At 69.9% G+C, this 21,274-nt stretch carries 22 protein-coding genes and 1 pseudogene; 17 read left to right on the forward strand and 6 right to left on the reverse strand.

Annotated elements, in window-relative coordinates:
* Window positions 1–65: 65 nt before the first annotated feature.
* Both ABTZ59_RS33235 and ABTZ59_RS33240 read left to right on the forward strand, forming a co-directional pair.
* A pseudogene (locus ABTZ59_RS33235) lies at window positions 66–1,089 on the forward strand (IS701 family transposase); the annotation flags it as partial.
* A 253-nt stretch (window positions 1,090–1,342) separates the two neighbouring features.
* Window positions 1,343–1,771: a hypothetical protein gene (locus tag ABTZ59_RS33240; RefSeq protein ID WP_351422757.1), complete on the forward strand. Its 429-nt coding sequence runs from the start codon at window positions 1,343–1,345 to the stop codon at window positions 1,769–1,771.
* Between the two features lie 19 nt (window positions 1,772–1,790).
* Here ABTZ59_RS33240 and ABTZ59_RS33245 read toward each other — a convergent pair whose 3' ends face one another.
* Window positions 1,791–2,021 carry a hypothetical protein gene (locus tag ABTZ59_RS33245; protein ID WP_351422760.1) on the reverse strand — a complete coding sequence of 77 codons (231 nt, stop codon included), beginning with the start codon at window positions 2,019–2,021 and terminating at the stop codon, window positions 1,791–1,793.
* A gap of 187 nt (window positions 2,022–2,208) precedes the next feature.
* Here ABTZ59_RS33245 and ABTZ59_RS33250 point away from each other — a divergent pair, with 187 nt between their 5' ends.
* Entirely contained in the window at window positions 2,209–2,667 is a 459-nt protein-coding gene (locus ABTZ59_RS33250; RefSeq protein ID WP_351422765.1) for a hypothetical protein, read from the forward strand.
* Between the two features lie 211 nt (window positions 2,668–2,878).
* Here ABTZ59_RS33250 and ABTZ59_RS33255 read toward each other — a convergent pair whose 3' ends face one another.
* Complete coding sequence (locus ABTZ59_RS33255; RefSeq protein ID WP_351422770.1) at window positions 2,879–4,132, reverse strand: MFS transporter; 1,254 nt, start codon at window positions 4,130–4,132, stop codon at window positions 2,879–2,881.
* Between the two features lie 79 nt (window positions 4,133–4,211).
* Window positions 4,212–4,988: an IclR family transcriptional regulator gene (locus ABTZ59_RS33260; protein WP_351422774.1), complete on the reverse strand. Its 777-nt coding sequence runs from the start codon at window positions 4,986–4,988 to the stop codon at window positions 4,212–4,214.
* A gap of 68 nt (window positions 4,989–5,056) precedes the next feature.
* Here ABTZ59_RS33260 and pcaH point away from each other — a divergent pair, with 68 nt between their 5' ends.
* Genes pcaH through ABTZ59_RS33300 form a run of 8 tightly spaced genes read left to right on the forward strand, consistent with a single transcriptional unit; the run spans window position 5,057 to window position 11,311 of the window.
* Window positions 5,057–5,818, forward strand: coding sequence for a protocatechuate 3,4-dioxygenase subunit beta (gene pcaH / locus ABTZ59_RS33265; protein ID WP_351422782.1), 762 nt, complete (start codon window positions 5,057–5,059; stop codon window positions 5,816–5,818).
* A complete protein-coding gene (gene pcaG, locus ABTZ59_RS33270) occupies window positions 5,811–6,371 on the forward strand; it encodes a protocatechuate 3,4-dioxygenase subunit alpha (RefSeq protein WP_351422787.1) in 561 nt (186 codons plus the stop codon). The genes pcaH and pcaG overlap by 8 nt, the downstream gene beginning before the upstream one ends.
* Window positions 6,368–7,567, forward strand: coding sequence for a lyase family protein (locus ABTZ59_RS33275; protein ID WP_351422791.1), 1,200 nt, complete (start codon window positions 6,368–6,370; stop codon window positions 7,565–7,567). Before pcaG ends, ABTZ59_RS33275 begins: the two co-directional genes overlap by 4 nt.
* Window positions 7,560–8,348 carry an alpha/beta fold hydrolase gene (locus ABTZ59_RS33280; protein WP_351422796.1) on the forward strand — a complete coding sequence of 263 codons (789 nt, stop codon included), beginning with the start codon at window positions 7,560–7,562 and terminating at the stop codon, window positions 8,346–8,348. Before ABTZ59_RS33275 ends, ABTZ59_RS33280 begins: the two co-directional genes overlap by 8 nt.
* Window positions 8,345–8,752, forward strand: coding sequence for a 4-carboxymuconolactone decarboxylase (gene pcaC / locus ABTZ59_RS33285; protein ID WP_351422799.1), 408 nt, complete (start codon window positions 8,345–8,347; stop codon window positions 8,750–8,752). The genes ABTZ59_RS33280 and pcaC overlap by 4 nt, the downstream gene beginning before the upstream one ends.
* Entirely contained in the window at window positions 8,749–9,429 is a 681-nt protein-coding gene (locus ABTZ59_RS33290) for a 3-oxoacid CoA-transferase subunit A (protein ID WP_351422803.1), read from the forward strand. Before pcaC ends, ABTZ59_RS33290 begins: the two co-directional genes overlap by 4 nt.
* Window positions 9,426–10,151: a 3-oxoacid CoA-transferase subunit B gene (locus ABTZ59_RS33295; protein ID WP_351422806.1), complete on the forward strand. Its 726-nt coding sequence runs from the start codon at window positions 9,426–9,428 to the stop codon at window positions 10,149–10,151. The genes ABTZ59_RS33290 and ABTZ59_RS33295 overlap by 4 nt, the downstream gene beginning before the upstream one ends.
* Entirely contained in the window at window positions 10,091–11,311 is a 1,221-nt protein-coding gene (locus ABTZ59_RS33300) for a 4-hydroxybenzoate 3-monooxygenase (RefSeq protein WP_351422812.1), read from the forward strand. Before ABTZ59_RS33295 ends, ABTZ59_RS33300 begins: the two co-directional genes overlap by 61 nt.
* Here ABTZ59_RS33300 and ABTZ59_RS33305 read toward each other — a convergent pair whose 3' ends face one another.
* Window positions 11,312–13,285: a heavy metal translocating P-type ATPase gene (locus ABTZ59_RS33305; RefSeq protein WP_351422817.1), complete on the reverse strand. Its 1,974-nt coding sequence runs from the start codon at window positions 13,283–13,285 to the stop codon at window positions 11,312–11,314.
* A gap of 93 nt (window positions 13,286–13,378) precedes the next feature.
* On the opposite strand from ABTZ59_RS33305, the gene ABTZ59_RS33310 reads away from it, so the two are divergent.
* The gene (locus ABTZ59_RS33310) at window positions 13,379–13,765 is read left to right on the forward strand and encodes an ArsR/SmtB family transcription factor (protein WP_351422821.1); all 387 of its coding nucleotides are present in this window, start codon (window positions 13,379–13,381) and stop codon (window positions 13,763–13,765) included.
* A 211-nt stretch (window positions 13,766–13,976) separates the two neighbouring features.
* On the opposite strand, the gene ABTZ59_RS33315 is transcribed toward ABTZ59_RS33310, so the two are convergent.
* Window positions 13,977–14,351 carry an ArsR/SmtB family transcription factor gene (locus ABTZ59_RS33315; protein ID WP_351422830.1) on the reverse strand — a complete coding sequence of 125 codons (375 nt, stop codon included), beginning with the start codon at window positions 14,349–14,351 and terminating at the stop codon, window positions 13,977–13,979.
* A gap of 268 nt (window positions 14,352–14,619) precedes the next feature.
* On the opposite strand from ABTZ59_RS33315, the gene ABTZ59_RS33320 reads away from it, so the two are divergent.
* Both ABTZ59_RS33320 and ABTZ59_RS33330 read left to right on the forward strand, forming a co-directional pair.
* Window positions 14,620–15,870 carry a calcium:cation antiporter family protein gene (locus tag ABTZ59_RS33320; RefSeq protein WP_351422836.1) on the forward strand — a complete coding sequence of 417 codons (1,251 nt, stop codon included), beginning with the start codon at window positions 14,620–14,622 and terminating at the stop codon, window positions 15,868–15,870.
* A 679-nt stretch (window positions 15,871–16,549) separates the two neighbouring features.
* Window positions 16,550–17,197, forward strand: a complete 648-nt coding sequence (locus ABTZ59_RS33330; RefSeq protein ID WP_351422839.1) for a GNAT family N-acetyltransferase — start codon at window positions 16,550–16,552, stop codon at window positions 17,195–17,197.
* 317 nt (window positions 17,198–17,514) lie between these two features.
* Here ABTZ59_RS33330 and ABTZ59_RS33335 read toward each other — a convergent pair whose 3' ends face one another.
* Window positions 17,515–17,937, reverse strand: a complete 423-nt coding sequence (locus tag ABTZ59_RS33335; protein WP_351422842.1) for a MarR family winged helix-turn-helix transcriptional regulator — start codon at window positions 17,935–17,937, stop codon at window positions 17,515–17,517.
* Window positions 17,938–18,171: 234 nt separating this feature from the next.
* Between ABTZ59_RS33335 and ABTZ59_RS33340 the strand changes: the two genes are divergently transcribed.
* The 3 genes from ABTZ59_RS33340 to ABTZ59_RS33350 all read left to right on the forward strand — a co-directional run bounded on the left by ABTZ59_RS33340 (window position 18,172) and on the right by ABTZ59_RS33350 (window position 21,183).
* Window positions 18,172–18,900: an SDR family NAD(P)-dependent oxidoreductase gene (locus tag ABTZ59_RS33340; RefSeq protein WP_351422864.1), complete on the forward strand. Its 729-nt coding sequence runs from the start codon at window positions 18,172–18,174 to the stop codon at window positions 18,898–18,900.
* Window positions 18,901–19,309: 409 nt separating this feature from the next.
* Window positions 19,310–19,753 carry an Rrf2 family transcriptional regulator gene (locus ABTZ59_RS33345; RefSeq protein ID WP_351422847.1) on the forward strand — a complete coding sequence of 148 codons (444 nt, stop codon included), beginning with the start codon at window positions 19,310–19,312 and terminating at the stop codon, window positions 19,751–19,753.
* 188 nt (window positions 19,754–19,941) lie between these two features.
* Entirely contained in the window at window positions 19,942–21,183 is a 1,242-nt protein-coding gene (locus ABTZ59_RS33350) for an amidohydrolase family protein (RefSeq protein WP_351422855.1), read from the forward strand.
* The last annotated feature ends 91 nt before the right edge of the window (window positions 21,184–21,274 follow it).

The following is a 21,274-nucleotide window of genomic DNA, read 5'->3' on the forward strand; positions in this document are numbered from 1 at the left end:
ATCATGCGGCGGCCGCAGGTCACAGCGTAGTCCCTGCTGGCTGGCGGGATGTGTTCGAGGGCCTGATGGGCCGGATCGCGGGCCGGTTTGCCCGGGTCGAACCCCGTTTTCGGACACGGAAGTTGGTACTGGGGCTGCTTGCAGACCTGCCGCGCAAGAACTGCTGGACGATCGCCGAGCACGTCGGGGACGCCACTCCGGACGGGCTGCAGCACCTGCTGGGGCGGGCAAAGTGGGACGCCGACCTGGTCCGTGACGACCTGCGCGAGTTCGTGCTGGAGCACCTGGCCGACGACGAGGCCGTGCTGGTGGTCGACGAGACCGGTGATCTGAAGAAGGGCACGCACACCGTGGGCGTCCAGCGCCAGTACACCGGCACCGCGGGCAGAATCGAGAACTCCCAGGTCGCCGTCTACCTCACCTACACCTCCCGGCACGGTCACGCGGGCATCGACCGCGCCCTGTACCTGCCGAAGTCCTGGACCAGCGACCAGGACCGCTGCAAACAGGCCGCCATACCGGACGAGGTCGGCTTCGCGACCAAGCCGCAACTGGCCCAGCAGATGATCGAACGCGCCCTGGACGCCGGAGCCCCGGCCGCCTGGGCCGCCGGCGACGAGGTCTACGGCGACAACCCCAAACTGCGCGCCGCGCTGGGAAAGCGCGGGCTCGGCTACGTGCTCGCGGTCTCATGCACCCACCGTGTCCTCACCCCGGCCGGTCCCCAGCGCGCCGACCACCTGGCCAAACGCGTCCCGCGCCGGGCCTGGCAGAAGCTGTCCGCCGGACGCGGCGCGAAGGGACACCGCTGGTACGACTGGGCGCTGGTCGCCATCACCGCAGGCGATCCGACGGGCCACCAGCACCTGATGATCCGCCGCAACCGCACCACCGGCGAACTGGCCTACTACCGCTGCTACTCGCCCCGACCGGTGCCGCTCTCCACGCTGGTCAAAGTCGCGGGAAGCCGCTGGACCGTGGAGGAGACATTCCAGAGCTCGAAGGGCCTGGCGGCAAGTGCGCCACTGGGACTCCTGGCACCGGTGGGTCACGCTCGCCCTGCTCGCCCACGCCTTCCTCGCCGTCACCGCCGCCCTCGAACGCCGCGACCAGGCTCCGACAGACGACGGGACCAGCCCAGGCGGACTTATCCCCCTCACCTGCAACGAGATCCAGCGACTGTTCACCGCCTTGGCCGTCCGGCCTGTCCGCGACACCGCCCACCGACTGCGCTGGTCGACCTGGCGCCGACGCCATCAAGCCCGCGCCCGCCTCAGCCACTACCGCCGCCAGACCACCCTGCAGCCATGAAGATCACGATCTACGGCTGGAGTACTATGACGTGGCGCTCGGCGTTCTCTTCATTGAGGCGGCGCGAGTTGGTGCGCAGTTGCCGGAGGATCTGCGGCCTTCGTGTTGGCCGGAGTTGGAGCGGGATCTTCGAACCCAGGCCATGATGGGCAGCAGGTCCGCTGTGCTGCTCGACGACTTCGCCGTCGAGCAGCGACAGGCACTCCTGAGCTGGGTTGTGGAGGCGGCTCGCCGGATCGAGGACCGCGGCGGCGTGAGCCGAGACGAAGTCTCGTCCTGGTACGAGTTGGAGGAGAGCGCGACCAGCTTCCTACGCGGTGCAGAACACATCGCCGCTGCGCCGCTTGTTGAGCTGGCGCAGGCTCTGGTAGATCTGGCTGCCGGCACGCTCTCCCCAGCTCCAGCCGAGTGTTGTTGGTACTACGGAACTCCGGAAGGGCGGGTTGTGCAGGGCGAATAGGGCGTGCTGTGACCAGGTGTCATAGCCACTCGTTGATCGTTGCGACCAGTACGGTCACTTCGTAGTGGACTGCCGGCTTGTCGTACATCGTGGTCACGGCGCGCTGGCGTTTCAGGCGGTTGATGTCGCACTCCACGGCGTAGCGCTTCTTGTAGGCCTCCTTGTCGAAGGCCGGCGGCCGACCACCTCGGGGGCCGGGTACGCGTTCTTCTCCCGCCGGCGAGACAACCAACTGGTCAAAGCGTTCCACGACTGGCTGCGCGCACGGGTGCACACTGCCCAAGGCTGCGGCAGTGACCCAATTCACATGACGTTCCGTCAACTTAGTTTCTTTTCAGCTGACTTGATTATTTGCCTACCCGTGTGGGCGCCAGTACGGTCGCTGCGGCAGAGGGGATGCATGAGTACATCCACTTGCACAATCTCGGGAGAAAACCATGCGTAGAGCAATATCCGTGCTGTCGGCCGTGTTTGCGATGCTCATCGGCGGCATCGCTTTCGCGCCCACCGCGAGCGCCGCAGGCTACGGGTGCAGCGGGAACCTGATCGACAGCTATGACGTCCGTACCGATGGCGGAACCAAGTGGGGCGTCGCGTACCTCTACTACAGCACCGCCAACGGCGGCACCAACTGCGCCGCGGTCGTCGACACCTACTGGGGCACCGGCACCACCAAGCTCATGGTGGCCAACATCTGGCGGTGCACGGCTGGAACCCAGCCGGGGGGAACGTGCTACATCGATCAGCAGAGCCACGATGATGGCTACTACACGTCGTATGCGGGTCCGGTCTCCGTCACGGGTACCGCTAATCGCTGCATCCACGTGGATGGGACGATCTGGAACCCCTCCCGTACAACGGCCGCGTCCGTCAGCGTCAACGCGGTCCACTGCTAGCAGCCAAGCCTGATGCGGAGCGGCACTCCCATCGCGATACAGAGCGGCTCCCCTGCGGGCAGCTGAGTGATCTTCGGGAAGGCCGCCTATAGCGGCAGGGGCTCCTGCACAGCTCGATGGGTGTCAAAGCCCACGAACGTCAGGAGGCCCTGTGCCGGCAGTCCTCCGCGGGAAGTTCCTCGCGGACCGGCAGCGCCTGGTGGGAGCTCGCTCACGGTGTTGAGCCCAGCATGCCCGGGTGGTCCCGGGTGGGCGCCGGCGGTACGGTCGCCAGGGCGAGTACGGCGATCGCGGCGGCGAGGGCGAAGACGTAGAACCCCCACGGGTACGCCACGCCCGTCGCGACCAATTGCCCGCCGAGGTAGGGGCCGACGATCGCGCCCGCCCTGCCGGCACCGGCGGACATGCCCAGCGCGGTGCCGCGGATCGCGGGCGGGTAGAGGTGTCCGACGAAGGCGTAGACGAGAACCTGCGCGCTGAAGACGAAGACGCCCGCGGCGAGCACGGCGGCGTGCACCACTAGCGAGCTGCCGGTCCTGATGCTGAGGAGCGCGAGGAAGATCCCGGCGAGCCCGAACCAGGCGAGCACGGTTGCTTTGGTGCCGCGCAGGTCGGCGATCGATCCGGCGACGAGCAAGCCGATGACGGCGCCCACGTTGAGCACAAGCAGCAGGGTGAGTCCGCTGGTCAGGGAGTAGCCTGCCTGGCCCATGATCGTGGGCAGCCAGGTGTTGAGACCGTAGACCAGCAGCAGGCCCATGAACGAGGCGGCCCAGATACCGAGACTGATCCGGCGGTAGGCGCCCCGCACCACGTCGGTGCTCCGTGCCGGTTCGGCCTGCCCTTGTGAGACGCGCAGGTATGCCTCGGACTCGGGCAGCTTCGCCCACATCACCGGCAGGCTGGCCAGGCCGAGGATCCCTCCGAGCGCGAACATCCACTGCCACCCCAGGTTCGGGATCACCCACAGGGCCACCAGCGCGGTGAGCACGGCACCGACGTGATAGCCGGTCATCATGCGGGTGACCGCCGTGCCGCCGCGGCCGGCGCTCGCGTGTTCGGACATGAAGGCCAGAGCGGTCGGCAGGCAGGCGCCGAGACCGAGTCCGGCCAGGAAGCGCAGCAACACGAAGGTCGCCACATTCGGTGCGACGGCGATGGCCAGCGTGAACAGGGAGAACGCGGCGATGCAGCCGATCAGGCAGCGCCTGCGTCCGTAGCGGTCGGTGAACGGGCCGATCGCGATGGCGCCGATGCCGACGCCGACCAGGCCGACGGTCGCGGCGGTGGTCAGTGAGGCGGAAGTGAAGCCGAGGGCTTGGGTCTTGGCGATCGTGGGGATGACCGCGCCGAGGACGACGAGGTCGAAGCCGTCGAGGGCGACGGCGATCCAACACAGCAGGACCGGCCAGCGGTTGTCTGGTCGCCGTTGCCCGGTGCGCGGGGTCGATTTCGCTGCTGACATGGGGGCCTCCGTTCGGGTGTCCGTGAGCGTGACAGCTGTCACAGGCGACCCCAACGGTTCTCTTCCGCTGAGCGGAAGGTCAGTCGGGCGAGTGGGAACCGAGGCTCCGTCCGATGCCCTGGGCGGCCACCTGGAGGGCCGCGACCAGGCGCGCCTTGTCGCGGCGGAAGTTCGGCACGACGACTCCGAGTGCGGCCACTACCGCAGCCTCGCCGGGCAGGGTGGGCGCGAGGACCGGCACGGCCAGGGAGCAGGCGCCGAGCGACATCTCCTCGACGGTGCGGGCGTAGCCGTCCCGCGTCACCCGCGCCAACTGCTCACGCAGCCGCGCGGGTTGGGTGATCGTGTACGGCGTGATCCGGGTCAGGTTCGCCAGCGCCCGGTCGCGCACCTGTTCCGGCGCGTGGGCCAGCAGCACCTTGCCGACACCGGTCGCGTGCATCGGTAGTCGGGTGCCGACCTGGCTGACCACCGGCACCGATGCCCGGCCGGAGAGCCGTTCGATATAGAGGACGTGTGTCCTGTCCCGGACGGCAAGGTGCACGGTCGCCAGGGTGGCGGCGTGGATGTCGTTCAGGAACGGCGAGGCGACCTGCCGCAGTTCGGTCTGCACGGGCGCGAGGAGACCGACGTCCCAGATCCGACGGCCCACGACGTACTCCCCGGACGCCCTGCGTAGCAGCGCCCCGCCCAGGACGAGTTCGCCGGCCAGCCGGTGCGCTGTCGTCAGTGGCAGGTTCGCGCGCCGGGCGAGGTCGGCCAGGGTGAGCGTGCGGTGCCGTTCGTCGAAGGCGTACAGCAGCGACAACGCACGAGACACCACCGACACTCCGGGGCTCGACGTGTTCCCGGCCATCAGGTTCCTTCCGCTCAGCGGAAGCATAGGCTCGCTCGCCCTCACCCGGAAGGCCCACGATGTGGGTCATGAGCACGAGCGAGGCGTCACTGGAGACGCAGACCATCGTGAGCGATCAGATCGCACGGCTGCACCGTGCGACGACGTCGGCGCGGACGCAGCCGCGTCTGGACTTCGCGCCGTACCGCAGTTCGGCGCTGCGGCATCCGACCAAGGCATTGTGGCTCGCAGACCCCGAGGGGGCCGAGTTGGTGGCCCCGGCCTTCGGTCACGGCGACGTCGATCCGCTGGAGGCCGAGCTGACGATCCAGGACGGCGGCGAGCCGATCGGCGAACGGCTCATCGTCACGGGGCGGGTTCTCGACGGCTGGGGCAAGCCGGCGCGGCACCAGTTGGTGGAGATCTGGCAGGCCAACGCGGCAGGCCGTTATGCGCACAAACGCGACCGGCATCCCGCGCCGCTCGACCCGCACTTCACCGGGCTGGGCCGGTGCCTCACCGACGGCGAGGGGTGGTACCGCTTCACGACGATCAAGCCCGGCCCGTACCCGTGGCGCAACCACCACAACGCGTGGCGCCCGGCGCACATCCACTTCTCGCTGTTCGGTACCGAGTTCACCCAACGGATGGTCACCCAGATGTACTTCGCGGGCGATCCGTTGTTCGCGTTCGACCCGATCTACCAGTCGATCACCGACGCGGCCGCGCGCGAGCGCCTTGTCGCCGCCTACGACCACGACCTGACCCAGCACGAGTGGGCCACCGGCTACCGCTGGGACATCGTGCTCACCGGCGGCCACGCCACTCCGATGGAGCACGACCATGCCTGAGCCACTGCCGCCCACGCCCGGCCAGACCGTCGGCCCGTTCTTCCACTACGCGCTGCCCTACGCACGCGGCAACGAGCTCGTGCCGCCCGCGACGCCGGGAGTGATCCGGCTGCATGGCACGGTGTACGACGGCGCCGGCGAGCCGGTCCCGGAGGCGCTGGTGGAGATCCGCCAAGCCGACGGCGGGGGCCGGGTGCCGCGTCTGGAGGGCTCGCTGCGCCGCGACGGGATGGCGTTCACCGGCTGGGGACGCGCGGCCACCGACAGCGTCGGCCGCTACTCGTTCACCACCTGCGAACCGGGCCCGGCCGGACCGGGGACCGCGCCGTTCTTCTCCCTCGTGGTGTTCGCCCGCGGTCTGCTCAACCGGCTGTTCACCCGCGCCTACCTGCCCGGAACCACCGCCGACCCGTTCCTGGACTCGGTGGAGCCCACCCGGCGGACGACCCTGCTGGCCGCACGCGAGGACGACGGATGCCTCCGCTTCGACATCCACCTCCAAGGCGACCGCGAGACGGTCTTCCTGCACTTCCCCGGGCACGGTCCGCGATGAGCCTGCTGTCCCCAGGCGCGCACCGGGCCGCCGGGCTGGCCGACGACACGGCGCTGGTGGCCGCGATGCTCGCCGTCGAGGCCGCGTGGCCGCACGCGCTGGCAGCCGCCGGGGCGCTGGACGCCGCGGACGCCCTCGCACTCGACCGGGCCGTCCGTGGCTGGCCAGTCGATCTCGACCGACTGCGCGCAGGCACCGAGGCCGCGGGAAACCCCGTGGCACCCCTGGTCGGCGCGCTGCGCGACGCCGCCCCCGACGACCGGCTGGCCCGCCTGATCCACCGAGGACTGACCAGCCAGGATGTGCTCGACACCGCGCTGGTACTGATCGCACGGAACACCTTGAACCGCGTCCGGGACGACCTGGGCGCCACCGCGCACGCCCTGGCCGCGCTGGCCGGGCGGCAGCGCGACACCGTGATGGCAGGCCGCACGCTCACCCAGTACGCCGTCCCGGTCACATTCGGGCTCAAGGCCGCGCGGTGGCTGTCCGGGGTACTCGATGCCCGCGACGACGTCGAGCACGTGCTGCGCGCGCTGCCGGTCCAGTGCGGCGGCGCCGCGGGGACCCTGGCCCTGGTGGCCGAGACCGGCGCCGACCCGGTCGCCGCGGCTCAGGCGTTCGCCGACCGGCTCGGCCTGGTCCGGCCCGGCCTTCCGTGGCACACCACCCGTACCCCGGTCACCCGGATCGGCGCGGCTCTGGCGAGTGTCTGCGCGATGACGGGGGTGATCGCCTCGGATGTCGCCGTCCTGTCACGGCCCGAGATCGCCGAGGTCCGCGAGGGCGCCGTCCCGGGCCGGGGCGGCTCCTCGACCATGCCGCACAAGCGCAACCCGGTGCTCGCCGTGCTTGTGCGCGGCGCCGCGCACCAGGCCCCGCAACTGGAGGCCCAGCTCCGGCTCGCCGCGGGACTGACCGTGGACGAGCGGCCCGACGGCGCCTGGCACAGCGAGTGGCCCGCACTGCGCCGGTTGCTGGAACTGACGGCCACGGCCGCGTCGCAGACCGCCGAGCTCACCGCGGGCATGGAGGTGGACGCCGAGGCGATGACCGCCCGCGCCCGCGCCGCCTCCGGCCTGCTGCTCGCCGAACGCGGCACACCGGGTGATCCGGCCGACTATCTGGGTGCTTCGGGTGCGTTCGTCGACACCGTTCTGGCCCGGCTCCGGAGGGCAGGGGCGGACCATGACTGAGGCCCCCCGCCTGACCTTCACACGACTGGCGGGCAGCCCCGGCAGGGGAGGCCTGCTGATTGTCGGCCCCTCCCTCGGCACCTCGGTCGCCGCGCTGTGGGGGACCACCGCCACGCTGCTGGCCGGTCATTTCGACGTCATCGGGTGGGACCTCCCCGGCCACGGACGCAGCGTGCCGGCCACGGAGCCGTTTACGGTCGGCGGGCTCGCGGCGGCAGTGCGGCGGGGGACCGCCGGGCTGTGGAACGGCGACCGTCCCGCCTGGTACGCCGGTGTGTCGCTCGGCGGCGCGGTCGCCCTGGAGTTGGCGCTCACGCCCGGCATGTTCGACCGGGTGGTATGCATCGCTGCCGCGGCCCGGATCGGTGACATGGCAGCGTGGCACGAACGCGCGGATCTGGTTCGCCACGACGGGACGAGCGCGCTGGTCCCCGGCTCGAAGCGGCGCTGGTTCGCCCCCGGCTTCGCCGAACGCGCCCCGGACACGGCCGAGCGCCTGGCACGCTCGCTCACCGGGACAGACCGCGAGTCCTACGCCCTGGCCTGCGAAGCCCTCGCCGCGTTCGACCTGCGCGGCCAACTGCACCGGAGCGTGGTGCCGTTGCTCGTCGCGCCCGGGGAACACGATGTCGTGGTCCCACCCTCGTCTGCCGCCCGGACCGCGGCGATCGCGCCTGGCGCGGCGCTGCGCGTCCTCGACGGCTGCGGACACCTGCCGCCCGCCGAACGCCCGGCCGCCGTGGCCGCGTTGCTCACCTCCGCAACCCGGGAGCTCTCATGACCAACCCCTATGACACCGGAATGCGGGTGCGTCGCCAGGTGCTCGGCAACGCGCACGTCGAGCGAGCCGAAGCAGGCAAGACCGCGCTCACCACGGACTTTCAGGAGCTGATCACCCGTTACGCCTGGGGCAGCGTCTGGACCCGCCCCGGCCTGGACCACCGCACCCGCAGCGTCGCCACGCTCACCGCGCTGCTCGCTCTCGGGCACTGGGAGGAGTTCGCGATGCACGTGCGCGCCGCCCGTACCAACGGGCTCACCGAGGCCGAGATCGGCGAGGTGATCATGCACGGCGCGATCTACTGCGGTGTGCCGGCCGCCAACCGCGCGGACGGCGCCTTCACCGCGGGCAGCTCGGGGAGTCGACCCGACGATCGTCAACCGCAACGGTGGCGCCTGAGATGACCACACTCGTCGCCACCCCCGCCGACGCTGTCGCGGGCATTCCGGATGGCGCCACCGTGATGATCGGCGGGTTCGGCACGGCGGGGCAGCCGGTCGAGCTGATCGAAGCGCTCATCGACTCCGAGGTCCGCGACCTCACCGTGGTCAACAACAACGCGGGCAACGGAGACCGAGGCCTCGCCGCCCTGATCGGGGAACGCCGGGTCCGTAAGATCATCTGCTCATTCCCGCGCCAAACCGACTCGCACCGCTTCGACACCGAGTTCCGCGCAGGCCGGATCGAGCTGGAACTCGTGGCCCAGGGCAACCTGGCCGAACGCATCCGCGCCGCGGGCGCCGGGATCGGGGCGTTCTTCACCCCCACCGGCTACGGCACCCCGCTCGCCGACGGCAAGGAGACCCGTGAGATCGGCGGCCGGAACTACGTGCTGGAGTACCCGATCCACGCCGACGTCGCCCTCATCTCCGCGTACGCCGCCGACCAGGCAGGCAACCTGCTCTACCGCAAGACCGCCCGCAACTTCGGGCCGATCATGGCCACCGCGGCCACCATGACCGTCGCTCAGGTACGCGAGTTGCGCCCGCTCGGCGGCATCGACCCCGAGCACGTCGTGACACCGGGCGTGTTCGTCGACCGCGTGGTCCCCGTGCACGCGCAGCCCGAGGAGCGACCGTGACCGTTACTTCGCAACGCCTGGACACCGACGCACTCGCGGCCGTCGTGGCCCGCGACATCCCGCCCGGTTCGTACGTCAACCTCGGCATCGGCCGACCCACCAAGGTCGCCAACCACCTCGATCCCGACGCCGGGATCGTGCTGCACACCGAGAACGGGATGCTCGGCATGGGCCCCGAGGCACACGGCGACCAGATCGACCCCGACCTGATCAACGCGGGCAAGGTCCCGGTCACCGAACTGCCCGGAGCCGCCTACTTCCACCACGCGGACTCGTTCGCCATGATGCGCGGCGGTCACCTCGACCACTGCGTGCTGGGCGCCTACCAGGTCTCCGCCCGGGGCGACCTCGCCAACTGGCACACCGGAGGGCCGGACGCCATCCCCGCGGTCGGCGGCGCCATGGACCTGGCCATCGGCGCCAAGCAGACCTTCGTGATGATGACGCTGCTCACCCGGGCCGGGGCAGCCAAACTGGTTCCCTCATGCAGCTACCCGCTGACCGGCGTCGGCTGCGTCAGCCGCGTCTACACCGACCTCGCCGTCTTTCTCATCGAGGACCACGCGGTGGTCGTCCGGGACGTGTTCGGCATCGCCTTCCCCGACCTGCGAGCCCTCGTCGAGATTCCACTCGTCGACGGCACCGACGCCAAGGAGCGACCATGTCCCGCACTGCCTCCCGCACCACGGTCGGGATCGTCGGAGGCGGCCCGGCAGGGCTGATGCTCTCCCACCTGCTCCATCTGGCCGGCATCGAGTCCGTCGTGATCGAAACCCGCACCCGCGGGGAAATCGGGGAAACCCAGCGCGCCGGCATCCTCGAACGTGACAGCGTTCGCCTGCTGGTCGACTCCGGTGTGTCCGACCGCGTGCTGCGCGAAGGCCACGAGCACCGGGGCATCCAGCTCCGCGTCGGCGGCGTCGGCCACCGCATCGACTTCCAGGCACTGGCAGGCGCTTCGACCTGGCTCTACCCCCAGACCGATGTCTTCCTCGACCTCGCCGAAGCCCGCGCCCGCGACGGCGGGGATGTCCGGTACGGCGTCAGCGAGTCCTCCGTCGCCGACGTCACCAGCGACCGCCCCGCGATGCTGTTCACCGACGCCGGCGGGCGCGACCACGAAGTGCGGTGCGACGTGCTGGTGGGCGCCGACGGCTCGCGCGGCATGACCCGGCACTCGGTCACCGGCCGTCAGGAGTACTTCCGCCGCTACCCGTTCGCCTGGTTCGGCATCCTCTGCACGGCGCCACCCTCCTGCGACGAACTCGTCTACGCCCGCTCCGACCGCGGCTTCGCCCTGATCAGTCGGCGCACCGACACGGTGCAACGGATGTACTTCCAGTGCGCCCCCGACGAGTCCGTCGCCGACTGGCCCGACGACCGCATCTGGGCCGAACTCCAGGCCAGGGTCGTCGGCGAGGACGGATTCACTCTGCGCGAAGGCCCCATCATCGCCAAGACCATCCTGCCGTTCCGCTCCTACGTGTGCGAACCGATGCGCCACGGCAACCTGCTACTCGCCGGCGACGCCGCACACACCGTCCCGCCCACCGGCGCCAAAGGACTCAACCTGGCGCTGGCCGACGTCCGGGTCCTGGCCGAGGTGATCGAACGCGCCGTACGCAAAGCCGGCCGCTCCGCCCTCGACCACTACACCCCGCGCGCCCTGGACCGGGTCTGGAAAGCCCAGCACTTCTCCTACTGGATGACCACACTGCTCCACCGGACACCCGGCGCCTCACCCTTCGACGAGCGCCGCCAACTCGGCGAACTCACCCACCTCGTGACCTCCCACACCGCCTCCGCCCTCCTCGCGGAGGGCTACACCGGCTGGCCGCGGTTCGGTCGGGATGGCAGGGTGACCGACACCAGGAGTGTCTGATCACGCGGCACCTCCTCGGGCGGGGTTGGTCCAAGCGGCTTCGCGCAGCAGACGCAGGCCGTTGAGACCGACGATGACGGTGGAGCCCTCGTGCCCGGCGACGCCGAGCGGCAGCGGCAGGGTGGCGATGAGGTCCCAGGCCACCAGCGCGGTGATGAAGACGCCGGCGATCACCAGGTTCTGGACGACCAGGCGCCGGGCGGTTCGCGAGAGGGCGACGACGCTGGGGATGGTGGCGAGTTCGTCGCGGACGACGACGGCGTCGGCGGTCTCCAGGGCGAGGTCGGAGCCGGCCTTGCCCATCGCGATGCCGGTGTGCGCGGCGGCCAGGGCGGGGGCGTCGTTGACGCCGTCACCGACCACCAGCACCCTGCGGCCTTCGCCCTCCCACCCCCGTACGGCGGCGGCCTTGTCCTCGGGGAGCAGTCCGGCGCGGACGTCGGTGATGCCGACCTGGGCGGCCAGGTGGCGGGCGGCGCGCTCGTTGTCCCCGGTCAGCAGTACCGGGGTACGGCCGGTCAGCTCGGTCAGGGCGGCCACCGTGGCGGCGGCGTCCGGCCGCAGCCGGTCGGCGACGCCGATCACCCCGACCGGGCGTTCGTCGCGCAGGACCAGGACCGCGGTCTGCCCGGCCTGCTCCAGTTCCGCCACCGCCGCGGGCACGGGCCCGGCGCGGTCCGGAAGGCGGGCGGGTGATCCGACCTGGACGGTGCGGCCCTCGACGGTGGCGCTGACGCCCTGGCCGGGGGTGGAGGTGAAGTCGGACGCCTCGTGCGGGTGCAGGCGCCGATCGCGGGCGGCGTCGACGACGGCGCGGGCGAGCGGGTGTTCGCTGGGGTGTTCGGCCGCGGCCGCCAGCGCGAGCAGTCCGTCCTCGTCCAGCCCGGAGCCGGGCAGGGGCCGGACGGCGGTGACCTGGGGCATGCCCTCGGTCAGGGTGCCGGTCTTGTCCAACGCGACCGCGTCGACCTGGCCGAGGCGTTCCATCACGACGGCGGACTTGGCCAGGACGCCGTGGCGGCCGGCGTTGGCGATGGCGGACAGCAGCGGCGGCATCGTGGAGAGCACGACCGCACAGGGCGAGGCGACGATCATGAACGTCATCGCGCGCAGCAGGGCGGGCTGGAGCGCGGAGCCGAAGGCGAGCGGGACCGCGAAGACGGCGAGGGTCGCGATCACCATGCCGATCGAGTAGCGCTGCTCGATCTTCTCGATGAACAGCTGGGTGGGGGCCTTGGTCTTGGAGGCATCCTCGACCATCGTCACGATCCGGGCGATCACCGAGTCCGCCGGGTCACGCTCCACGCGCACGCGCAGGGCGCCGGTGCCGTTGACGGTGCCGGCGAACACCTCGTCCCCGGCCCGCTTGGCCATGGGCAGCGGCTCGCCGGTGATGGTGGCCTGGTCGACATCGCTCGCGCCATCGACGATCTGGCCGTCGGCGCCGACCCGCTCGCCGGGCCGCACCAGGATGGTGTCCCCGACCCGCAGCGTCTCGGCGGGGACGCTCTCCTCGCCGCCGCCGGGCAGCAGCCGGGTCGCCGTCGTCGGCGCGAGATCCAGCAAGCCCCGTACGGAGTCCGCCGTGCGGGCGGTCGCCACCGCCTCCAGGGCGCCGGAGGTCGCGAAGATGACGATCAGCAACGCCCCGTCCAGGACCTGACCGATGGCCGCGGCGCCGAGGGCGGCCACCACCATCAGCAGATCCACGTCCAAGGTCTTGTCCTTCAGGGCCTTCAGCCCCTCCCACCCCGGCTCCCAGCCGCCTGTGATGTAGGTGGCGGCGAACAGCGGGACCCATAGCCACGCCGGTGCGCCGAGCAGGTTGAGCGGGAGGGCGATCAGGAACAGGACCAGCGCGGCCAGCGCCCACCGGGCCTCCGGCAGCGCCAGCGCCCGGGTGCGCCGCCGAGGCGCAGCCGGTCGCGGCCCGGTCGCGGCCGACGCGGGCCGCTGGTCCAGGACAGAAGTCATGACAAAGCAACCCTTCACGGGCGGACGAGGCAACGCACTCACCATACAGGAATAACTGAACAGGTCTTCATGTGTCCTGGGTATGATGTCCGTATGGGCCACGGAACCGACACCGCCAGTAGCGCCACCACCCGCGAGCGCCTCGACGCCGTCGGCACTTCCGATGTCGCCGCCACCCTCCAGGCCCTCGCCACGCCCTCGCGGCTCTACATCCTGGCTCGCCTCCAGGAAGGCGCCTGCTCGGTAAGCGAACTCGCCGACGCCGTCGGCATGGAGGCCTCCGCCTGCTCCCACCAGCTGCGCCTGCTGCGCAACCTCGGCCTGGTCACCGGCGAGCGGCACGGGCGCTCGATCGTCTACGCCCTGTACGACAACCACGTCGCCGAACTCCTCGACCAAGCCCTCTACCACGTCGAGCACCTTCGCCTCGGCGTCCGCGACACCCCGGCCGGTGTGGCCGAGCCCGCGGCCGCGGACTGACACACCGACCGTCGCCGGGGGCGGGCCGCCGCGCCGTCCGGGCGGCGAGGTTCGCCAGCCGTCCGCCGTCTTCGGATAGGTGCTGACCGTCGGCAGGATCAGAGCCTGGGCGCTACGCGGAAGATTCAGCCTTCAGCGCGCGGAGAGCCGTTGCCTCCCCGCTCATGTCGCGTCGGCGGTTCAGCTCCTCGGCCGGGCCCTCAAGCAGGGCTTACGCCGGGGTCGGGTCAGGCGCGAGAGTGCCATCGGGCGCGATGTGCTCGAAGATCTGTTCCACCAAGGTGAGGACGTGAGGGTCCTCGACGGTGTAGATGTGGCGTCTGCCGTCCCGTCGTGCGGTGATCACTCCGGCGAGACGGAGTTTGCTCAGGTGCTGGCTGGTGGTGGCGATGCTCAGCCCGACTCGTGTGGCGAGGCTGCCGACGTCGTAGGGGCCGTGGGTGATGAGCCAGACCAGATGAAGGCGCGACGGGCTGGCCAGGAGCGCGAAGGTCTCCGCCCCGGCCATGATCTGCGCCGGTGTCGGTTCGGACCGCCGGCCCGGCGGGCGCTCGGGCGGGGAATCGGGAGTGGAAGGGTTCGGCATGGTGGCACCCATTCTCCCTCGCCCCGGCCGCCGCCACAGGTCTCATTTCGTTGATTGCGAAACTATCGAATCCGTGTGATGATGGCGGCGTTCCGAAGGGGAGTAGTCCGCAAGCCCACCGGTCGACATACTGAGAACCCCAGCGTTCTCCGTCGGTGGGGCCCACGCGTGGCGTGGGTGGGCGAGACCTTCGGCCAGCTGCAGTCTGCCTGGCCGAGACCCCCTGAACGTCCCGGACGAGGCAGGCCGCCGTCCGGAAGGTACGTCTATGCATGCCAAGCTGCTGCGCCCGCTGGCGCTGTGCGGCACTCTGACCCTGCCCGCGCTGATCACGCGGTTCTCCGGGGTGTCACCGGATCCGGTAGTGGGGCTGTTGCTGTTCGGTATGGCCGTGGTCGCGGCGTCGTTCGTGCTGGCCTGGGCAGCGGAGGCCGCGCAGGTCGATATCTCCGGTGGTCTGGCGATCGCGATCCTCGCGGTGATCGCCGTGCTGCCGGAGTACGCCATCGACCTGTACTTCGCCTACACCGCGGGCAGCGACCCCGAGTATGTCGCCTACGCCGCCGCGAACATGACGGGTTCCAACCGTCTGCTGCTGGGTCTTGGCTGGTCGCTGGTGGTGCTGGTCTCGTTGGCGATCGCGAGGCGCCGGACCGGCCGGACGGTGCGAGAACTGACGCTGGAATCCGAGTACCGGGTGGAGTTGGGTTTTCTGGCGATCGCGTCGCTGGTCGCCTTCGTCATTCCGCTCACCGGACAGATCTCGCTGCTGCTCGGCTTCGCGCTGCTCGGCTTCTTCGGCTTCTACCTGTGGAAGGTCTCGCGCAGCGAGGTCGAAGAACCCGACCTGGTGGGTCCGGCGGCCGTCATCGGCGAGCTTCCCAGGCGTACCCGCCGGATCCTCGTGGTGGGACTGTTCCTCTTCGCCGCCGCCGTCATTCTGGCCTGCGCCGAGCCCTTCGCCCACAACCTCATCGCGACCGGTACCCGGTTGGGCATCGACGAGTTCCTGCTCGTACAGTGGCTCGCCCCGCTGGCCTCGGAGGCGCCCGAGTTCATCGTGGCGATCCTGTTCGCCGTGCGCGGCAACGGCGCCGCCGCGATCGGCACCCTGATCTCCAGCAAGGTCAACCAGTGGACCATGCTCGTCGGCAGCCTTCCCGTCGCATACCTCCTCGGCGGCGGCGGCACAGCACTTCAGCTCGACGGACGCCAGGTGGAGGAGTTCCTCCTCACCGCGACACAGACCCTCCTGGGGGTCGCGGCGCTGCTGGCCCTGCGTTTCCCCCGCTGGGCGGCCTGGACGCTGCTGGGACTGTTCGCCGTTCAGTTCGCTCTGCCCGGCCAGGAGGCCCGCTACGTGCTGTGCGGGGTGTATGCGGCGATCGCGCTGGCCGCGTTCATCCGTAACCGCCGGCACATCCTGCCCACCCTGACCGCGCCCTTCCGCACCACACCCCAGGAGACGGGTGACCAGATGTCCGAGGAGGCGACCGAACGCGCCGGCGGCGCACGCTAGTCCCTGTCCGACACATCCCGCCTGGCTCGCGATGCCCGGCACGCGCGCTCGCCGCGTTGCCGGGCTCGTCCACGTACGACCGGGACATCCACAACGACGACCCTCCACCTTGCGATCGCACGCACCGCCGTGACATCAGCCGCTCCGCGGCGGGCGCGAGCCACGACCTCCGACGGACGGCGCTATGTGTCAGACAGGGCCCAGGGCGTGGATCGAACGCAGCGGTCACCACGGCTGACATGGGCTTCTGGCCTTGCTCGACGGCCAGGTGCGGCTTGGTGGTGACATCGCCGCGCGAGCGCCCCAGCCTGTGATCACGAGGCTCGGTGAACATGCCGCCAGGCGGCTCCTTCCGCAGGTCGCCCTGTTTGCCGGCCCCGGCGGCATGTTGAGGGGCGCGGCGCACCGTGTTGTCGACGCCCGGGTCCCACGTGATCGCACCCTTCGCGTCTGCCAGGGATTGGAGCCGCGTGAGGATCCGGTGCCAGGCGCCGTCCCGCTGCCCTCGGCGGAACAGGTCGTTGCCCCTGATCATTCCCCACTCAAGATCCACTTTCGATCCACGGTGAAGTGCCGTGGCCGAGCAGGTCCACCGGGTCGGGGGCGTAGAAATCCGGCACACACCTCCCCTCGAAAATCCAGTGGTCACGATGGCCTCGGGCGAGAAGAATCCCTGGACATGACCCTGCTGACCCACTGGCCGCTTGCGGGCCTGCGGTTGACCACGCCGCGCCTGGAGCTGCGGTTGCCGAACCCGGATGAACTCGCCGCGTTGGCTTCGTTGGCCGCCGATGGTGTGCATGACCCGAGGGTTCAGCCGTTCACCGTGGCATGGACCGATGTCGGGCCCGAGCAGCGTGCTCGGAGTGTCCTGCAGTACCACTGGCGCTGCTGGGGCGAGTGGGAGCCGGGGAAGTGGGAGCTGAACCTGGTGGCCGTGCGAGACGGGATTGTGGTGGGTACGCAGGGCATCGGGGCGCGGGACTTTTCGGTCCGCCGTGAAGTAGGCACTGGTTCTTGGCTCGGCAGGGCCTATCACCGCCAGGGCCTGGGGACTGAGATGCGCGCGGCTGTCCTCCACCTGGCCTTCGCTGGACTCGGTGCACAGCACGCTGTTTCTGGGGCATATGCGGATAACACAGCGTCGATGGAGGTTTCACGCAAGCTTGGATATCGCGAGGACGGTATTGAGCGTCATGCCGTACGTGCGAAGCCTGCCGTGCTGCGCAGGGTCCGTCTCACCGCTGAACAGTGGCAACAACACCAACTGGTCTCCGTGAAGATGGAAGGGCTGCCGGAGTGCCTGTCATGGTTCGGCCTGGCGTGACCGTGCAGCGACTCGGGGATCATCCCGGGTGGTCTGTGGAACGACGAGTCCAGATTGAGGCGGCGTTGCAAGCCTCTTCTTGAGGTAGCCCGAGGCGGTGCCCCCACGGATTTCGATGGCGGGCACTGTTCGCGTACGACGTTCCGTGCCACCCAGCAACGGCTCGCACTGACAAGGGGATGCGCTGGGCCCCGGCCAACTCCCGTCCGGGGCCCACCGCACGCCGGAGTGGGGATTCCCCAGAACCGGCCTGACGTCAGACCCGCCCGCCAGGGTGGTGCGGGTGACGCTCATCTCCCCAGACTTGCCCCGCCCCTTCAGTCCGCCCGATCGAGCACCCGCCACAGAATCTCGGCGAGGCGGGCGATCTCCTCCGGCTCGCAATCGGCGAACGGGGTCTGATTGAGCGTCAGCCGCACGACGCGCTCGCGGACCTCCCGGCCCCGCTCGGTCAGCACGGCCACCCGTACGCGTCGGTCGGCGGGATCCGCGCCGCGCTCGACGAGCCCGTGGTCGATCAGCTGATTGACGACGAAGCTGAGGTTGGGCGCGTTGCAGTGCATACGGCCTGCCAGCGTCTTCATGGACGGCGCCGGCTCATCCGGGTCGATCAGCCACAGCGCCTGAGCCGTCGCGTTCGTGAGTCCCAGCTCGTCGAACGGCTTGGCAAGGCGGTCTGCGGTGCGCATGAACAGCTCGTGGTGGGCGCGCACCAGCGACTCCAGAGCCTCGTTCGTCATGGCTGAAGACTAGCACTGTGCTTCGAGACTCGAAGCTGTTACGTTGTGCATACTTCGAGACTCGAAGCACTTTGGGTTGCTCCGGCATGCCTCGACGACGGCTGGCCGCATGGGAAGGGAACACGCATATGAGCGTCTACTCCGGCATCACCGCTCTGGTCACTGGCGCCTCGAAAGGCCTGGGCGAGGCGTACGCCCGCGAACTCGCCTTCCGGGGGCGCCCGCTTGATACTTGTGGCCCGCTCCGGCGACGCGCTGCGCCGGAACGCCGAGCGGATCCGGGAAGAACACGGAGTCGAGGTCGAGACCGAGGCGCTCGACCTGGCCGCCACTGACGGAGTGCCCCGGCTGATCGCGGAGCTGGACCGGCGGGGCCGGACTGTCGACCTCCTGGTCAACAACGCAGGCGCCGGTACCGTCGGCCCCTTCCTGGACTCCGCGTCGGCGCGGCATGTCAGCTCGGTCGAGCTGAACGTTGTCGCCCTGATGAATCTGACCCACGCGCTCGGTGGCCGCATGGCCGCACGGGGAAGTGGAGGAATCATCAACGTGGCGTCCACGGCGGCGTTCCAGGCCATGCCGTATCAGGCGACCTACGCGGCGACGAAGGCGTTCGTGCTGTCGTTCACCGAAGCGCTCGCCGAGGAACTCCGTGGCAGCGGGGTGCGGGTCATGGCGGCCCATCCCGGAGCCACCGCCACGGGATTCTTCGACGGCACCACCGCCACGATGAATCCTGCCTTCACCGATCAGCCCGAACGCGTCGCGGCCAGGACCCTCGACGCCTTTGCCAAGGGGGCCATAAACGCCTACCCGGGCCGCGCGAGCATGCGTGCGACCACCTGGGCCGCCCGGCTGCTGCCCCGCACCGCGGTAACGCGTGCGACGGGACGGTTGAACCGGAGCCTGGGCCACCATCACGCGCGTCACCTCGACGCCCCGACGGCACCTGGGCAGCCGTGACCCCGTGCGGCGGGAGCAGGGGCGTGACCGAGACACGCGCCAAAGGGGTCTCCGGGCACGCGTCGCGCCTCGGCGTCCCGGCGGGGGCCTTGCGGTCGGTGGGGAACAGCGGGCCGCGGGTTCGGCGGGCGATGAGGCGGGGGAGGAGCCGGGCGGTGCCGGACTGCCGGTGAATCCACTCGGCCGCCTCGCCCTTGGTGGTGATCCTGCCGCGTTTGTCCTGCGGGTACAGGTCTTCCCCGATACAGGTCTTCCCCGTTCAGGTACGGCACCTCGTCGGCCCGTGCGGCGGACTCGCAGAGCGTCGTCCACTGCGTCCCCTTTGAGGCGGCTCGGTTGATCATCGATAAAACTGCAACTAGTCTAGTTGCAGTTTGATCGGCGACGGCAAGGGAGTCAGGAGCAGGAGATGGCGGGGCTCAGCAGTAGGAGCGCGGTCGCGATTCACGCGTTGGCGATGCTGGCGCACCGGCGTGGGGGCTCGTTGACTTCCGCGGAGATCGCGGACAGTCTCCAGAGCAATCCAGTCCTCGTGCGGCGTATCCTCGGCCGCTTGCGAGACGCTGACCTGGTGTGGTCCACCGAGGGGCGAGGGGGCGGCTGGTTCCTTGCTCGCGCCCCGCGGGACATCACGCTCTATGACGCGTACGCCGCCGTCGAGGAAGGGCAGATCTTCTCGCGGTACACCCATCCGCCCAGCGGGGCGTGCGAGGTCGGACGCGGTATCGGCGACCTGCTTGACGCCGAGTTCCAGAGCGCGGAACGAGCTCTGGAGGAACAGCTCGGCAGGACGACGATCGCCGGCCTGCTGCATCGGATACTGGCCTCCGGCAACGAACCGAGGAATCACTGATCAGGCGCTGACGCATACCCATCCTGTGTCTTGGCGCACGACTTAACTGTAACTGGTTTGGTTGCAGTTTTCGCGGCCGGGCACTCCGGGCCCCCTACCTGACTCTCGATGTCAGCGGTGGGCCGCATGATCCGTCCGCATGTACCGCGGCCCGAACACCTACTCAGAACGCACCAGGAGTGAGAGCGATGCCTCAGGAATCCGAAGCGATTGCGAGCACGGGGGCTCGTGGCCCCGCGACCTACGACCTCGTGATCAGTCGCGCACATGTCTTCGACGGCCACCAGGCGCTCGCCGGTCTGTACGACGTCGCCATCGACGGCGGCGAGATCGCAGCCGTCTCGGCCGAGCCGATCAGGGGCAGACAGGAGGTGGATGCGGCCGAAGGATGGGTCATGCCGGGCCTGATCGACACTCACATCCACTTCTACGACGTGCGCGCGGTCACGGATCCGCAGTCGATGAGGGCCTTCGAGGAGAACGAACTTCCCGGAAGGCTTGGGCTGTTCCTCGACCACGGGGTCACCACCATCAAGTCGGTGGGCGACCCGACAGGCGGCATCCTGGGCATGCGGACCGAAATCGCCGCGGGCACTCTGCGAGGCCCGCGACTGCTGGCGACCGGCTGCGGTATCACCGGGCGCGACGGGCATCCCGCCGCCACTGTCTTCAGGGGCAACGCCTGGGCGCGCGAGCGCTTCACGGGAGAGGTCGACAGCGTGCAGCAGGTCCGCGACCTGGTGCACCACCTCGCCGACCGCAAGGTGGATGCGATCAAACTCCTGTCGGAAGGCGCGTGCGCACACTCCGGGGGGCCGAAGTACCGCTGGCGGAATCCTGCCTTTCCCGACGGTGTCGAGTTGCGACGGCTTTCCCTCGATCTCCTTCGGGCGGGTATCGAGACGGGGCACGAGCGGGGCCTTCGGGTCACCGTCCACACCACCCAGCAAGCGGCGGCACGCGAGGCGATCGAGGCCGGGGCGGACGGTCTGGAGCACGGTGTCACCGTCGAGCCCCTCACCGACCACTCGCTCATCGACCTGATGCTCGAACACGACATCACCTACACGCCCACGCTCTGGATCGACGATGCCCACCCGGACGCCCGTACTAATCTCAAGAAGGTCGCTGACGCCGGCGTGCACATAGCGCTGGGCAGCGACACCTTCAGCGGTCGCGGCCTTTTCGGAGCCAACACTCTGGAAGAGGCCGAACTCATGGTGGCGGCCGGGTTGACGCCCACCCAGGTGCTGACCGCGGGTACCAGCGGCGCATCGCGGCAGTGCGTGCGCCCCGACCTCGGCACGGTGGCCCCCGGCAAGCGCGCCGACCTGCTCGTGCTGAACGCCGATCCCACCGCGGACATCGGCAACCTTCGCGACCTCAGCGTGGTGATCCTGAACGGCGGGCTCGCCGTCGACAAGCGCTAGGGCCTTTCGTTTGGATCAGGCCGGATCAGGGAGCGGGGTCTGGTGCCGTGGATCGCAAGGCGGAGGAGGGAGCCCACGCGGAGCGTAGGCG

This window comes from Streptomyces sp. NPDC094034 (assembly GCF_040303865.1).
Lineage (GTDB): Bacteria > Actinomycetota > Actinomycetes > Streptomycetales > Streptomycetaceae > Streptomyces.